This window comes from Mycobacterium sp. NPDC050551 (assembly GCF_040674075.1).
GTDB lineage: Bacteria > Actinomycetota > Actinomycetes > Mycobacteriales > Mycobacteriaceae > Mycobacterium.
This window is the reverse complement of sequence record NZ_JBFARC010000002.1, coordinates 1-14,890: the sequence shown is the minus strand read 5'-3', so window position 1 is coordinate 14,890 and position 14,890 is coordinate 1. Positions and strand designations below refer to the sequence as shown.

Genomic DNA, 14,890 nt, shown 5'->3' with positions numbered 1-14,890 from the left:
TGTCGCTGTCAGCGCAGGCCGGGCGTCGGTTGCGTTACGGGGACGTGAGAGAGGAGATCGGCACACATGAGCGCACCCACCGCGGTCGACGCGCTGATCGCCGAACACGCAGACCTGGAGCGCCAGCTGTCCGATCCCGCGCTGCACGCCGACGCCGCGCGGGCCCGCAGGGCCGGCCGGCGCTTCGCGCAGCTCGCGCCCATCGTCGCCACGCACCGCAAACTGGAGGCCGCCCGGGGTGACCTGGAGGCCGCCCGCGAACTGGCCGCCGACGACGATTCGTTCGCTGCCGAGGTGCCCGAACTCGCCGCCAGCGTCGACGCGCTGGAGACCCAGCTGTCCGACCTGCTGGCCCCCCGCGATCCACACGATGCCGACGACATCGTCCTCGAGGTGAAATCGGGTGAGGGCGGCGAGGAGTCGGCCCTGTTCGCCGCGGACCTGGCCCGGATGTACATCCGCTACGCCGAACGGCACGGCTGGACCGTCACCCTGCTCGACGAGACCACCTCGGACCTCGGCGGCTATAAGGACGCCACCCTCTCGATCCGCAGCAAGGGCGATTCGGCCGACGGCGTCTGGTCGAGGCTCAAGTTCGAAGGCGGTGTGCACCGGGTGCAACGGGTGCCCGTCACCGAATCGCAGGGTCGGGTGCACACGTCGGCCGCGGGCATCCTGGTCTACCCCGAGCCCGAAGAGGTCGAACAGGTGCAGATCGACGAGTCCGATCTGCGCATCGACGTCTACCGCTCGTCCGGCAAGGGCGGTCAGGGCGTCAACACCACCGACTCGGCGGTGCGGATCACCCACCTGCCCACCGGCATCGTCGTCACCTGCCAGAACGAGCGGTCCCAGCTGCAGAACAAGGCGCGGGCCATGCAGGTGCTGGCCGCGCGCCTGCAGGCGGTCGCAGAGGAGCAGGCGTCGGCCGACGCGTCGGCCGACCGGGCCAGCCAGATCCGCACCGTCGACCGCAGCGAGCGCATCCGGACGTACAACTACCCCGAGAACCGCATCGCCGACCATCGGATCAACTTCAAGGCGCACAACCTCGACCAGGTGCTCGACGGCGACCTCGACGCGCTGTTCGACGCGCTCGCCGCCGCCGACAAGCAGGCCCGACTCAACAAGGCATGACGCGCATGCGTGAGGCGATCGACGAGGCCGCGGCGACGCTCGCTGCGGCCGGCATCGGTTCCCCGCGCGTCGATGCGATGGATCTCGCCGCCGAGGCCGCCGGAACCGACCGCGGCCGGCTGGCCCTGATCGACACCCCCGCCGACGGTGTCCTGCAGCGCTACCGCGAGCTGGTCGCCGCCCGCAGCCGGCGGATACCCCTGCAGCACCTGCTCGGCACGGCGGCGTTCGGGCCCGTGCAGGTTCGCGTCGGCCCCGGCGTGTTCATCCCGCGGCCCGAGACGGAGTCGCTGCTCGAATGGGCGCTGGCCCAGCCGCTCGGTGACCGCCCGGTGATCGTGGACCTGTGCACCGGATCCGGTGCCCTGGCACTCGCGCTCGCGCGGGTCCGGCCGGACGCCCGGGTGGTGGCCGTCGACGACAGCGAGGCGGCCCTCGGTTATGCCGCTCAGAACGTGGCAGGCACCGCCGTCGAGGTGGTGCGCGCCGACGTGACGGCCCCGGGCCTGCTGCCGGACCTCGACGGTCGCGTCGACCTTCTGGTCGCCAACCCGCCGTACATCCCCGACGGGGCGGTGCTCGAGCCCGAGGTCGCCGACCACGATCCCGCGCACGCGCTCTTCGGCGGATCCGACGGCATGGCGGTGATCCGGCCGATCGTCGGGGTGGCGGCGCGGCTGCTGCGGCCCGGCGGGCGGTGCGGCATCGAACACGACGACACCACCTCGGCGGAAACCGTCGCGGCGTTCACCGACCACGGCACTTTCACCGACGCGGCCGCGCACCGGGATCTCGCCGGGCGGCCGCGCTTCGTCACCGCGATCCGGAGGCCCACCACATGATCGAGTGCACGACATGACCGGATACTTCGACTGCACCGACCCCGACGAGCGAGACACCGGGATCGCCTCGGCGGTCAGCGCACTCAAGGGCGGCGCACTGGTGGTGCTGCCCACCGACACCGTCTACGGCATCGGCGCCAACGCCTTCGACAGCTCCGCGGTCGCCGCCCTGCTGGCCGCCAAGGGCCGCGGACGCGACATGCCGGTGCCGGTGCTCGTCGGCTCCTGGCACACCATCGACGGGTTGGTGTACACGGTGCCGCGCACGGCCCGCGAACTCATCCGGGCGTTCTGGCCGGGCGCGCTGAGCCTCGTCGTGCGGCAGGCACCGTCGCTGGCCTGGGACCTCGGCGACGCCGACGGCACCGTGATGCTGCGGATGCCGCTGCACCCGGTGGCCATCGAACTGCTGCGCGAGGTCGGCCCGATGGCCGTGTCGAGCGCCAACATCTCCGGCCGGCCCGCCGCGGTGACGGCCGCCGACGCGCGGGCCCAGCTCGGCGACCAGGTGGAGGTGTACCTCGACGCCGGCCCGTCGGCCCAGCAGTCGGCCTCCACCATCGTCGACCTCACCGGCGCCCACCCGCGCATCCTGCGCGTCGGGCCGGTCAGCGCGGAGTCGATCGCCGAGGTCCTCGGGGTGAACACCGAGAGCCTGCTCACCGAGTGAGCCCGCGCGGTTGCAGTACGGTGGCGCGGTAATGACAGCAGTGCTCGATCATGCGTCGCAGGAACTGCTGGCGCTGTCCGACCGCGGTGCGGGCGTGCCGCTGCGCGAGCTCGCGCTCGTCGGCCTGACCGCCGCCATCATCACTTACTTCGCCACCGGATGGGTGCGGGTGCTGGCCACCCGTCTCGGCGCGGTGGCCGTTCCCCGCCAGCGCGACGTGCACGTGCAGCCGACCCCCCGGATGGGCGGCCTGGCGATGTACGTCGGTGTCGCCGCAGCCGTCCTGCTCGCCTCTCAACTTCCCGCTCTGACCCGGGGGTTCGTCTACTCGACCGGCATGCCTGCGGTGGTGGTCGCCGGCGGGCTGATCATGGCGATCGGCCTGATCGACGACCGCTGGGGGCTGGACGCGCTGACCAAGTTCGCCGGCCAGATCACCGCCGCCAGCGTGCTCGTCACGATGGGGGTGGCGTGGAGCGTGCTCTACATCCCGATCGGCGGTGTCGGCACCATCGTGCTCGACCAGGTGTCGTCGATCCTGCTCACGCTCGCGCTGACCGTGGCGATCGTCAACGCGATGAACTTCGTCGACGGTCTGGACGGTCTGGCCGCCGGACTGGGCCTGATCACCGCGTCGGCGATCTGCATCTTCTCCGTCGGACTGCTCCGCGACCACGGCGGCGACGTGTTGTTCTACCCGCCGGCAGTCATCTCGGTGGTGCTCGCCGGTGCGTGTCTGGGGTTCCTTCCACACAACTTCCACCGCGCCAAGATCTTCATGGGCGACTCCGGGTCGATGCTGATCGGCCTGATGCTGGCCGCGGCGTCGACCACCGCGGCGGGCCCGATCTCGCAGACCGCCTACGGCGCGCGCGACGTGTTCGCCCTGCTGTCGCCGTTCCTGTTGGTGGTCGCGGTGATGCTGGTGCCCGCCCTCGACATGCTGCTGGCGATCATCCGTCGCACCCGGGCGGGGCTCAGCCCCTTCAGCCCCGACAAGATGCATCTGCACCACCGGTTGCTGGAGATCGGCCACTCGCACCGTCGGGTGGTGCTGCTGATCTACCTGTGGGTGGGCATCATCGCGCTGGGCGCCGCGAGCACCATCTTCTTCGATCCGCGATACACCGGCGGCGTGATGCTCGCCGCCATCGTGGTCGCGATCGTGGCCACCCTGATCCCGCTCCTGCGACGCGGGCAGGACCCCGTGGAAGCGGCCGATCCGGCCATGTACGACAAAAAGTAGTAGGTCCGGTTTAGGGCCGCCTACCATGTGGTACCTTTCCTCCAGAACCCGAAAGACCTCGCGGGTTGCCGGCCCCCGGGTCGTCGGTTTCACAGCCTGACGACGCGGAAGAACGACCGACAAAGGGAGCTGCCCCTTGGGTGATTCCAGCGAGCTTTTCGCCCTCCGATACGCTCGGCAGGCACGCACAGGAACATCGGGACAACTTCTCAGATTCGCGGGATTGAGGTGAAGTCGTGACGACGCCAGCGCAGGACGCGCCGTTGGTGTTGCCCGCAGTCGCTTTCCGGCCGGTGCGCCTGCTCATCATCTGCGTGGCGCTGGCCGCGCTCGCGACCGGGGCCGCTGCACTGCTCGATCACCCCATGGTGGGTGCCTTCTTCGCCATCGGCCTCGCGCTCGGTCTCATCAACGCGGTGCTGATCCAGCGGTCGGTGGAGTCCATCACCGCGAAGGACCACCCACTCAAGCGCAACATGGCGCTGAACTCGGCCACCCGCCTGCTGGTCATGACGGTGATCGGGCTGACCATCGCCTACATCTTCAAGCCACAGGGACTCGGAGTGGTGTTCGGCATGGCGCTGTTCCAGGTCATCCTGGTGGCCTCGACGGCACTGCCGGTCGTGAAAAAGCTCAAAGCCCAAGCCGCTGACGGACTCGAAGGAGAGACTCCACAGCAATGACGCAGACCATCCTGGCCGCGGAGAGCGGCATTCAGGTCGGCCACCACACCGAGGCCCACTGGTTCGGGCTGACCGTCAACACCGACACGATCCTCTCCACGGCGATCGCCGCAGCCATCGTGCTGGGGCTGGCCTTCTTCCTGCGGGCCAAGGTCACCTCGAGCGGCGTGCCCAACGGCGTACAGCTGTTCTGGGAGGCGCTGACCGTCCAGATGCGCAACCAGATCGAGGCCGCGATCGGAATGAAGATCGCACCGTTCGTGCTGCCGCTCGCCGTGACGCTGTTCGCCTTCATCCTGGTCGCCAACTGGTTGTCCGTCCTGCCGGTGCAGTACTCCGACGCGACCGGCGTCCACGAGTTGCTCAAACCGGCGGCGTCGGACATCAACTTCGTGCTGGCGCTGGCGCTTTTCGTCTTCATCGCCTACCACGCGGCCGGCTTCTGGCGCCGTGGCCCGCTCGGCCACCCGAAGAAACTGCTGAAGGGCCACGTCGCGATCCTGGCGCCGATCAACCTGGTCGAGGAGCTGGCCAAGCCGATCTCGCTGTCCCTGCGACTCTTCGGCAACATCTTCGCCGGCGGCATCCTGGTCGCCCTGATCGCACTGTTCCCGCCCTGGATCATGTGGGCGCCGAACGCGATCTGGAAGATGTTCGACCTGTTCGTCGGCGCGATCCAGGCCTTCATCTTCGCGCTGCTGACCATCCTGTACTTCAGTCAGTCCATGGAACTCGACGAGGACCATCACTGATCGTCTGATCGACCGCGCCACCGCTTTACCGCACGAGCACGAGCACGACCCACGTCCTGGTAGGCCACTACCAGTTATCAAGGAGGATAAGGAATGGATCCCACAATCGCTGCCGGCGCACTCATCGGCGGTGGACTGATCATGGCCGGCGGCGCCATCGGCGCGGGTATCGGTGACGGTATCGCCGGTAACGCGCTGATCGCCGGAATCGCCCGTCAGCCGGAGGCGCAGGGTCGACTCTTCACGCCGTTCTTCATCACGGTGGGTCTGGTCGAGGCCGCGTACTTCATCAACCTGGCGTTCATGGCCCTGTTCGTGTTCGCCACCCCGGTCAAGTAGCCATTCGCGGCATGGGCGACCTGAGCACCGCCATCCTCGCCGCCGAAGAAGGCGGCGGGGGCGGCGGCAACTTCCTCATCCCGAACGGCACGTTCTTCTTCGTGCTGCTCATCTTCCTGATCGTGCTGTTCGTCATCGCCAAGTTCGTGGTGCCGCCGATCAGCAAGGTGCTGAACGACCGCGAGGCGATGGTCGCCAAGACCAACGACGACAACAAGAAGTCGGCCGAACTCTTCGCGGCCGCGCAGGCCGATTCCCGCAGGGTGATGGGCAAGGGCCGGCGCGACGCCGCGGGGATCCGCGACGACGCCCGCGGCGAGGGCCGCAAGATCCTCGAGGACATGCGCGGCCGGGCGAGCGCCGAGACGGCGGAGACGCTTGCACGCGCGAACGACGAACTGTCCGAACAGGGTCGGCAGACCTCGGCCGAACTGCAGTCGTCGATCGAGACGCTGTCGGCGACCCTGGCGAGCCGCGTGCTCGGAGTCGATGTCACCAGCGGGTCCGCAGCGACCAGTCAGGGACGGTAACCACATGTCGACATTCATCGGTCAGCTCATCGGTTTCGTGGTCATCCTCTGGCTGCTGTGGCGTTACGTCGTTCCTCCGGTTCGCCGGATGATGACCACGCAGCAGGAGACGGTGCGCCGGCAGCTGGAGGAGAGCGCGACGGCCTCCAACAAGGTTGCTCAGGCCGACTCCCAGCACGCCAAGGCGGTCGAGGAGGCCAAGGCCGACGCGGCCAGGGTGGTCGAGGAGGCCCGCGCCGACGCCGAGAAGATCGCCGAGCAGATGCGGGCCCAGGCCGACAGCGAAGTCGAGCGGATCAAGGTGCAGGGCGCGCAGCAGGTCCAGCTCCTGCGCCAGCAGCTCATCCGCGAGCTGCGACAGCATCTGGGCACCGAATCAGTCGCGCGCGCAAGCGAAATCGTTCGCGAGCACGTGTCCGACGAGGGCCGTCAGTCGGCCACCGTCGACCGGTTCCTCGACGAACTCGACGCGATGGCTCCGTCGGAGGCTTCGGTCGACGAAGCCGTCGGCGCCCGGCTGCGGGCGACGAGCCGCGAAGCGCTCAACGCGGTGGTGGCCCGTCTCGAGGAACTGACCGACGGCGCCGACGCGGACGGACTCACCACGCTGGCCGACGATCTGGTCGCCGTGACGAAGCTGCTGCGCACCGAGACTGTGCTGGCCAAACACCTGGCGGAGTCGACGGACGATTCCGAGGGCAGGGCGAATCTGGCGGAGACACTGCTCTCGGGCAAGGTGTCCGACACCGCGCTCGAGGTCGTCAAGACGGCGGCGCTGCAGCGGTGGTCCGATTCCGACGATCTGGTCTTCGCGCTGCGGCATGCCGCCAGGGTCGCCCTGCTGGTGCGCGCCGAGCGCAACGACGAGACCGCAGAGGTCGAGGATCAGCTGTTCCGTTTCAGCCGGATCATCGACGAGGAGTACCAGCTCAGCGCACTGCTCAGCGACTACACCACTCCCGCAGAGGGCAGGATCGCACTGCTCGACTCGGTGCTCGGGAGTTCGGCCGGTGGAGCCAGCGACACCACGAAGGCACTGCTCGCCCAGGCCGTCGAACTGCTGACCGGTGAACGCGCCGACGAGGTCGTGCGTGAGCTGGCCGAGCTCGCCGTGGCCCGGCGGGGTGAGGTGGTGGCCCACGTGACCGCCGCCGCCGCGCTCAGCGACAACCAGCGCACCCGGCTCACCGAGGTGCTCAGCCGTATCTACGGTCACCCGGTGTCGATCCAGATGCAGATCGAGCCCGACATCCTGGGCGGACTGCGCATCGCAGTGAACGACGAGGTCATCGACGGCTCGCTGTCGTCGCGTCTCGCCGCGGCCGAGACCCGGTTACCGGGCTGACAACCACACCACAGACCACGAACACAAGAGGCAGGAAGACGAACGCATGGCAGAGTTGACCATCTCGGCTGCTGACATCCAGGGGGCGATCGAGGACTACGTCGCCAACTTCGCCACCGACACCGACCGCGAAGAGATCGGCACCGTGATCGACGCCGGTGACGGTATCGCGCACGTCGAGGGGCTGCCCTCGGTGATGACGCAGGAACTGCTCGAGTTCCCCGGCGGTGTCCTCGGCGTGGCACTCAACCTCGACGAGCACAGCATCGGCGCGGTGATCCTCGGCGACTTCGACAAGATCGAAGAGGGCCAGCAGGTCAAGCGGACCGGCGAGGTGCTGTCGGTACCCGTCGGTGACGGCTTCCTGGGCCGCGTCGTGAACCCGCTGGGCCAGCCGATCGACGGCCGCGGCGAGATCGAGACCACCGAGCGTCGCGCCCTCGAGCTGCAGGCCCCGTCGGTGGTGCAGCGCCAAGGCGTCGGCGAGCCGCTGCAGACCGGCATCAAGGCGATCGACTCGCAGACGCCGATCGGCCGTGGCCAGCGGCAGCTGATCATCGGTGACCGCAAGACCGGCAAGACCGCGGTCTGCGTCGACACCATCCTCAACCAGCGACAGAACTGGGAGACCGGCGATCCGGATCAGCAGGTGCGCTGCGTCTACGTCGCCGTCGGCCAGAAGGGCACCACGATCGCGAGCGTGCGGCAGACGCTCGAAGACGGCGGTGCGATGGAGTACACCACCATCGTCGCCGCGCCGGCCTCGGACTCGGCCGGCTTCAAGTGGCTCGCGCCGTATGCCGGTTCGGCCATCGCGCAGCACTGGATGTACGACGGCAAGCACGTGCTGATCGTGTTCGACGACCTGACCAAGCATGCCGAGGCCTACCGCGCCATCTCCCTGCTGCTGCGCCGTCCGCCGGGCCGCGAGGCGTTCCCCGGCGACGTGTTCTACCTGCACTCGCGGCTGCTGGAGCGTTGCGCGAAGCTTTCCGACGAGCTGGGGGGCGGCTCGATGACCGGGTTGCCGCTGATCGAGACCAAGGCCAACGACATCTCGGCCTACATCCCCACCAACGTCATCTCGATCACCGACGGCCAGTGCTTCCTGGAGACCGACCTGTTCAACCAGGGTGTGCGGCCGGCCATCAACGTCGGTGTCTCGGTGTCCCGCGTCGGTGGCGCCGCGCAGATCAAGGCGATGAAGGAGGTGGCAGGCTCGCTGCGCCTGGATCTGTCTCAGTACCGCGAGCTCGAGTCGTTCGCCGCCTTCGCCTCAGACCTGGACGCGACCTCCAAGGCGCAGCTGGACCGCGGCGCCCGGCTGGTGGAGCTGCTCAAGCAGCCGCAGAACAGCCCGATGCCGGTCGAGGAGCAGGTGGTGGCGATCTTCCTCGGCACCCGTGGACACCTCGACTCGGTGCCGATCGAGGACGTGATGCGTTTCGAGCAGGAGTTCCTCGAGCACGTGAAGTCCTCGAAGCAGGAGATCTTCGACGAGATCCGGGACAGCAAGAAGCTGTCCGATGAGCTCGAGAAGAAGCTCGTTGACGCCGTCAACGACTTCAAGAAGGGCTTCGAGAGCTCCACCGGCGAATCCGTCGTTGCCGACGAGAACGTCGACGCCATGTCCGACGAGGACCTCGAGAAGGAATCGGTCAAGGTCCGCAAGCCCGCTCCGAAGAAGAAGTAAGGCGTTCATAACCCATGGCTGCCACACTGCGCGAACTGCGCGGCCGCATCCGCTCCGCGGGCTCGATCAAGAAGATCACCAAGGCCCAGGAGCTGATCGCGACCTCGCGTATCGCCAAGGCGCAGGCCCGAGTCCAGGCGGCTCGGCCCTACGACCGCGAGATCACCAACATGCTCACCGAGCTCGCCAGCGCCAGTGCGCTGGACCATCCGTTGCTCGTCGCACGCGAGAATCCGCGGCGGGCCGGTGTGCTGGTGGTGTCCTCGGATCGAGGGCTGGCCGGGGCCTACAACGCCAACGTGTTCCGGCGTTCCGAGGAGCTGTTCTCGCTGCTGCGCGAGGAGGGCAAGGAGCCCGTCCTCTACACGGTCGGCCGTAAAGCCTTGGGTTACTACAGCTTCCGTAACTGGGACATCGCCGAGTCGTGGAACGGCTTCTCCGAGCGGCCCGACTACTCTCACGCGCAGGAGATCGGGTCGACCCTGGTCGACGCGTTCATGGCGGGTGAGGACGACGAAGGCGACGACGCGGGTGCGGACGGCGTCCTCGGTCTGGACGAACTGCACATCGTGTTCACCGAGTTCAAGTCGATGCTGTCGCAGTCGGCTATCGCCCGCCGGATCGCTCCGCTGGTGGTGGAGTACAGCGAGGAGGAGGACAACGAGCCGCACACGCTGTTCTCCTTCGAGCCCGACGCGGAGACGCTGTTCGACGCTCTGCTGCCGCGGTACGTGTCCACCCGGATCTTCGCCGCGCTGCTCGAGGCGGCGGCGTCGGAGTCGGCATCGCGCCGGCGTGCGATGAAGTCGGCGACGGACAACGCCGACGATCTGATCAAGGAACTGACGCTCATGGCCAACCGTGAACGGCAGTCCCAGATCACTCAGGAAATCAGCGAAATCGTCGGTGGCGCCAATGCGCTCGCGGACGCCGCCAAGAAGTAAACCAAGGCCCGGAAGCCCAGCGAAGAAGCTAGGAAGCGAAGAAGAGACATGACTGCTACTGCTGAAAAGAAGACCAGCACCGACACCGCCGGTCGCGTGGTACGCATCACCGGGCCCGTCGTCGACGTCGAGTTCCCGCGCGGATCGGTGCCCGAGCTGTTCAACGCGTTGCACGCCGAGATCACCTACGGCGACCTCGCCAAGACGCTGACCCTCGAGGTCGCTCAGCACCTCGGCGACAGCCTGGTGCGCACCATCTCGATGCAGCCCACGGACGGCCTGGTCCGCGGCGTGGAGGTGACCGACACCGGAAAGTCCATCTCCGTGCCGGTCGGTGACGGCGTGAAGGGCCACGTGTTCAACGCGCTCGGTGACTGCCTCGACGAGCCCGGCTACGGCGAGGACTTCGACCACTGGTCGATCCACCGCAAGCCGCCGCCGTTCGACGAGCTGGAACCCCGCACCGAGATGCTGGAGACCGGCCTCAAGGTCGTCGACCTGCTGACGCCGTACGTGCGTGGCGGCAAGATCGCCCTGTTCGGCGGTGCCGGCGTCGGCAAGACGGTGCTGATCCAGGAGATGATCAACCGCATCGCCCGCAACTTCGGCGGCACCTCGGTGTTCGCCGGCGTGGGTGAGCGCACCCGTGAGGGCAACGACCTCTGGGTCGAGCTCGCCGATGCCAACGTCCTCAAGGACACCGCGCTGGTGTTCGGTCAGATGGACGAGCCGCCCGGCACGCGTATGCGCGTCGCCCTGTCGGCGTTGACCATGGCCGAGTACTTCCGCGACGAGCAGCAGCAGGACGTGCTGCTCTTCATCGACAACATCTTCCGGTTCACCCAGGCCGGCTCCGAGGTGTCCACGCTGCTCGGCCGTATGCCGTCCGCGGTGGGCTACCAGCCGACCCTGGCCGACGAGATGGGTGAGCTCCAGGAGCGCATCACCTCGACGCGTGGCCGCTCCATCACCTCGATGCAGGCCGTGTACGTGCCCGCCGACGACTACACCGACCCCGCGCCGGCGACCACGTTCGCCCACCTCGACGCGACAACGGAGTTGAGCCGTTCGGTGTTCTCCAAGGGCATCTTCCCGGCGGTGGACCCGCTGGCCTCGAGCTCGACCATCCTCGACCCGTCGGTCGTCGGTGACGAGCATTACCGGGTTGCCCAGGAGGTCATCCGGATCCTGCAGCGCTACAAGGACCTCCAGGACATCATCGCCATCCTCGGCATCGACGAACTCGCCGAGGAGGACAAGCAGCTGGTGCAGCGCGCCCGTCGTATCGAGCGCTTCCTGAGCCAGAACATGATGGCTGCCGAGCAGTTCACCGGCCAGCCCGGTTCGACCGTCGAGCTCAAGGAGACCATCGAGGCGTTCGACAAGCTGTCCAAGGGCGACTTCGACCACCTGCCGGAGCAGGCGTTCTTCCTCATCGGCGGCCTCGAGGATCTGCAGAAGAAGGCGGAGAGCCTCGGCGCGAAGATGGACGACAACGCCAGCGACGGTGCGCCGGTCCAGAGCGACTCGGACGGCAGCGACTCGGAAGGCGACTCGGACGGCAGCGACTCCGACGGCGACTCGGACAGCGGCGATTCGAACGGCGAGAGCAAGAAGGACGACGCCAAGAAGGACGACGCCAAGAAGGGCGGCGACAGCAAGGGCGATGACGCTGACAAGGACGACTAGCGATGGCTGACTCCGAACTGGACGTTGACATCGTCGCCGTCGAGCGGGAGATCTGGTCGGGGAAGGCGACTTTCGTCTTCACCCGCACCACCTCCGGTGAGATCGGCATCCTGCCCCGGCACATCCCGCTGGTGGCGCAACTCGTCGACGACGCCATGGTGCGTGTCGAACGCGAGGGCGAAGAGGACCTGCGGGTCGCCGTCGACGGCGGCTTCATGTCGGTCACCGATGAAGGCGTGATCATCCTCGCGGAATCGGCTGAGTTGGAATCCGAGATCAACGCCGAGCAGGCGAAGACCGACGCGGACTCCGACGACGAGGCGACCGCGGCCAGAGGGCGCGCGAGGCTTCGCGCCTTGGGCCAGATCGACTAGATTCCGGCCATGAGCGCGTCCATGTGGATCATGGTTGCGCTCACCGGTGTGCTGGCGTCGGTCGTCGCCGTCCTGTGTTACCGGCTGTGGAAGCTGAGGCAGGTCGGCGGTACCGGCGCGATCCTGCGGGATGTCCCTGCGGTCGGCGGCCACGGCTGGCGGCACGGCGTGATGCGGTACCGCGGTGGGGAAGCCGAGTTCTACCGGCTGTCGAGCCTGCGATGGTGGCCGGATCGGCGGTTGAGCCGCCGTGGCGTGGAGATCGTGTCGCGGCGGGCCCCGCGCGGCGACGAATTCGACATCATGACCGACGAGATCGTGGTGCTCGAACTGCGGGACACCGGAGACGAACGGCAGGGCTACGAGGTGGCATTGGACCGCGGCGCGCTGACGGCGTTCCTGTCCTGGCTGGAGTCCCGGCCGTCCCCACGGGCCAGGCGCCGCAACTACTGACGCGCTAGGTCGCCTTGGTACCTGCCGGGCCGCCGGGCTGCCACAGTACGTCGCCGCCGGGGTTGGCCACCCGCGACAGGATGAACAGCAGGTCCGACAGCCGGTTGAGGTACTTGGCCGGCAGCACGTGGACCGAATCGCCGTGCACGTCGACTGCCGTCCACGCCGACCGTTCCGCGCGCCTGGCGACCGTGCGGGCAACGTGCAGCAGCGCCGAGAGGGGCGTACCACCGGGCAGGACAAAGGAATTCAACGCCGGAAGCGGCTCGTTGAACTCGTCGCACCACGTCTCGAGCCGATCGATGTAGGTCTGCGGGACGCGCAGCGGCGGGTGTTCCGGATTGTCGACGACGGGCGTGGAGAGGTCGGCGCCCGCATCGAACAGATCGTTCTGCACCTGCAGCAACACCTCCCGGATACGCGGATCCGGGTTGCCCAGGGCGATCGCCGTCCCGATCGCGGCGTTCGTCTCGTCGCAGTCGGCATACGCCACCAGCCGGGGGTCGTTCTTCGCGACCCGGCTGAAATCACTGAGACCGGTCGTTCCGTCGTCGCCGGTGCGGGTGTAGATGCGGGTCAGGTGCACGGCCATGGACAAACCGTACCGGCACGCGGCACCGGGGAGCTCGGCTCGCATTTCTGTATTAGCCCCGTGCGCTGTTTACACTGACCGGCGTGAGCGAGCGATTCGTGGTGACCGGCGGTAGCCGGTTATCGGGCGAAGTTGCCGTCGGGGGCGCCAAGAACAGTGTGCTCAAGCTGATGGCCGCGTCGCTGTTGGCCGAGGGTACGAGCACGATCACCAACTGCCCCGACATCCTCGACGTTCCGCTGATGGCGGAGGTCCTGCGCGGCCTGGGTGCCACGGTCGAACTGACCGGGGACACCGTGCGGATCACGTCGCCCGACGAATTGAAGTACGACGCCGACTTCGCCGCGGTGCGGCAGTTCCGGGCGTCGGTGTGCGTGCTCGGACCTCTGGTCGGCCGATGTAAGCGGGCGAAGGTCGCGTTGCCCGGCGGCGACGCGATCGGGTCGCGGCCGTTGGACATGCACCAGGCAGGGCTGCGACAGCTCGGGGCGCGGTGCAACATCGAACACGGCTGCGTCGTGGCCGAGGCCGATCATCTGCACGGGGCGGAGATCCAGCTCGAGTTCCCGTCGGTGGGCGCCACCGAGAACATCCTGATGGCCGCGGTGCTCGCCGAAGGCGTGACGACGATTCACAACGTGGCCCGCGAACCCGACGTCGTCGACCTCTGCACGATGCTCAACCAGATGGGCGCGCAGGTCTCCGGCGCCGGTTCCTCGACGCTGACGATCACCGGTGTCGACCGGCTCTATCCCACCGAGCACCGCGTGATCGGTGACCGCATCGTCGCCGCCACCTGGGGCATCGCTGCGGCGATGACACGCGGCGACATCTCGGTGACAGGGGTGGACCCGCAGCACCTGCAGTTGGTGCTGCACAAGCTGCACGACGCCGGTGCGACCGTGACGCAGCACGACAACGGCTTCCGGGTCGTTCAGTACGAGCGCCCCCGAGCGGTGAACGTCGCGACGCTGCCGTTCCCGGGCTTTCCCACCGACCTGCAACCGATGGCGATCGGGCTGGCGGCGATCGCCGACGGGACGTCGATGATCACGGAGAACGTGTTCGAGGCCCGGTTCCGGTTCGTCGAGGAGATGATCCGGCTCGGCGCCGATGCGCGCACGGACGGCCACCACGCGGTGGTGCGGGGGATACCGCAGCTCTCCAGCGCGCCGGTCTGGTCGTCCGACATCCGGGCCGGTGCCGGACTGGTGCTCGCCGGCCTGGTCGCCGACGGCGACACCGAGGTTCACGACGTGTTCCACATCGACCGCGGCTATCCGCTGTTCGTCGAGAACCTGGTGAGTCTCGGCGCGGAGATCGAACGGGTCTCCTAGCCGCTGTGGCGGTCGGCGCGCCGCCGATTTGCCTTGTGGCCAGCCGATTTTGAGCTCACGGCATCAGCGCGTATGCTAGTGAAACACCGACGGCCCCGGCCGAAAGGCCCGGCGGACGCGGTTTGACCTCTCTGTCCACATGCAGTACAGTGGCAGGGTTGCCCGCGGAGCGGGTGTGTTGTTTGAGAACTCAATAGTGTGTTTGGTGGTTTTTGTTTGTTGTTTTTTGGGGTTGTGTCCGCATTTTCCCGTTTGGGGGTGCAG

16 protein-coding genes are annotated in these 14,890 nt (G+C 67.8%); 15 read left to right on the top strand and 1 reads right to left on the bottom strand.

Going from position 1 to position 14,890, the window contains the following annotated elements; all coding sequences use genetic code 11:
* The first annotated feature begins 66 nt into the window (after positions 1 to 66).
* From prfA to AB0K11_RS06630, 14 genes are all read left to right on the top strand, one after another.
* Positions 67 to 1,137, top strand: a complete 1,071-nt coding sequence (gene prfA / locus AB0K11_RS06695; protein ID WP_364973883.1) for a peptide chain release factor 1 — start codon at positions 67 to 69, stop codon at positions 1,135 to 1,137.
* Positions 1,134 to 1,979: a peptide chain release factor N(5)-glutamine methyltransferase gene (gene prmC / locus AB0K11_RS06690; RefSeq protein WP_364973880.1), complete on the top strand. Its 846-nt coding sequence runs from the start codon at positions 1,134 to 1,136 to the stop codon at positions 1,977 to 1,979. Before prfA ends, prmC begins: the two co-directional genes overlap by 4 nt.
* Before the next feature lie 13 nt (positions 1,980 to 1,992).
* Entirely contained in the window at positions 1,993 to 2,649 is a 657-nt protein-coding gene (locus AB0K11_RS06685; RefSeq protein ID WP_364973877.1) for an L-threonylcarbamoyladenylate synthase, read from the top strand.
* Between the two features lie 31 nt (positions 2,650 to 2,680).
* Positions 2,681 to 3,895 carry an MraY family glycosyltransferase gene (locus tag AB0K11_RS06680; RefSeq protein WP_364973875.1) on the top strand — a complete coding sequence of 405 codons (1,215 nt, stop codon included), beginning with the start codon at positions 2,681 to 2,683 and terminating at the stop codon, positions 3,893 to 3,895.
* A 236-nt stretch (positions 3,896 to 4,131) separates the two neighbouring features.
* On the top strand, positions 4,132 to 4,578 hold the full coding sequence (locus AB0K11_RS06675) for an ATP synthase subunit I (protein ID WP_364973872.1): 447 nt from the start codon (positions 4,132 to 4,134) through the stop codon (positions 4,576 to 4,578).
* Positions 4,575 to 5,330, top strand: a complete 756-nt coding sequence (atpB, locus tag AB0K11_RS06670) for a F0F1 ATP synthase subunit A (RefSeq protein ID WP_364973869.1) — start codon at positions 4,575 to 4,577, stop codon at positions 5,328 to 5,330. The genes AB0K11_RS06675 and atpB overlap by 4 nt, the downstream gene beginning before the upstream one ends.
* A 93-nt stretch (positions 5,331 to 5,423) precedes the next feature.
* Positions 5,424 to 5,669: a F0F1 ATP synthase subunit C gene (locus AB0K11_RS06665; protein ID WP_059158422.1), complete on the top strand. Its 246-nt coding sequence runs from the start codon at positions 5,424 to 5,426 to the stop codon at positions 5,667 to 5,669.
* 11 nt (positions 5,670 to 5,680) lie between these two features.
* Positions 5,681 to 6,199: a F0F1 ATP synthase subunit B gene (locus AB0K11_RS06660; protein WP_364973866.1), complete on the top strand. Its 519-nt coding sequence runs from the start codon at positions 5,681 to 5,683 to the stop codon at positions 6,197 to 6,199.
* Positions 6,200 to 6,203: 4 nt separating this feature from the next.
* The gene (locus AB0K11_RS06655; RefSeq protein WP_364973863.1) at positions 6,204 to 7,544 is read left to right on the top strand and encodes a F0F1 ATP synthase subunit B/delta; all 1,341 of its coding nucleotides are present in this window, start codon (positions 6,204 to 6,206) and stop codon (positions 7,542 to 7,544) included.
* A gap of 46 nt (positions 7,545 to 7,590) precedes the next feature.
* Entirely contained in the window at positions 7,591 to 9,237 is a 1,647-nt protein-coding gene (atpA, locus tag AB0K11_RS06650; protein ID WP_364973860.1) for a F0F1 ATP synthase subunit alpha, read from the top strand.
* 14 nt (positions 9,238 to 9,251) lie between these two features.
* A complete protein-coding gene (locus AB0K11_RS06645; RefSeq protein WP_364973857.1) occupies positions 9,252 to 10,181 on the top strand; it encodes a F0F1 ATP synthase subunit gamma in 930 nt (309 codons plus the stop codon).
* Between the two features lie 48 nt (positions 10,182 to 10,229).
* Positions 10,230 to 11,870, top strand: coding sequence for a F0F1 ATP synthase subunit beta (gene atpD, locus AB0K11_RS06640; RefSeq protein WP_364973855.1), 1,641 nt, complete (start codon positions 10,230 to 10,232; stop codon positions 11,868 to 11,870).
* A gap of 2 nt (positions 11,871 to 11,872) precedes the next feature.
* Positions 11,873 to 12,244, top strand: coding sequence for a F0F1 ATP synthase subunit epsilon (locus tag AB0K11_RS06635; protein WP_264014165.1), 372 nt, complete (start codon positions 11,873 to 11,875; stop codon positions 12,242 to 12,244).
* 9 nt (positions 12,245 to 12,253) lie between these two features.
* Positions 12,254 to 12,697 (top strand): DUF2550 domain-containing protein, encoded by a 444-nt coding sequence (locus AB0K11_RS06630; RefSeq protein ID WP_264014166.1) that lies wholly within the window; start codon positions 12,254 to 12,256, stop codon positions 12,695 to 12,697.
* Positions 12,698 to 12,701: 4 nt separating this feature from the next.
* Here the strand turns inward: AB0K11_RS06630 and AB0K11_RS06625 are convergent, their stop codons facing one another.
* Positions 12,702 to 13,289 carry a cob(I)yrinic acid a,c-diamide adenosyltransferase gene (locus AB0K11_RS06625; RefSeq protein WP_364973851.1) on the bottom strand — a complete coding sequence of 196 codons (588 nt, stop codon included), beginning with the start codon at positions 13,287 to 13,289 and terminating at the stop codon, positions 12,702 to 12,704.
* A gap of 83 nt (positions 13,290 to 13,372) precedes the next feature.
* Between AB0K11_RS06625 and murA the strand changes: the two genes are divergently transcribed.
* A complete protein-coding gene (gene murA / locus AB0K11_RS06620) occupies positions 13,373 to 14,626 on the top strand; it encodes a UDP-N-acetylglucosamine 1-carboxyvinyltransferase (protein ID WP_364973849.1) in 1,254 nt (417 codons plus the stop codon).
* Positions 14,627 to 14,890 lie beyond the last annotated feature (264 nt).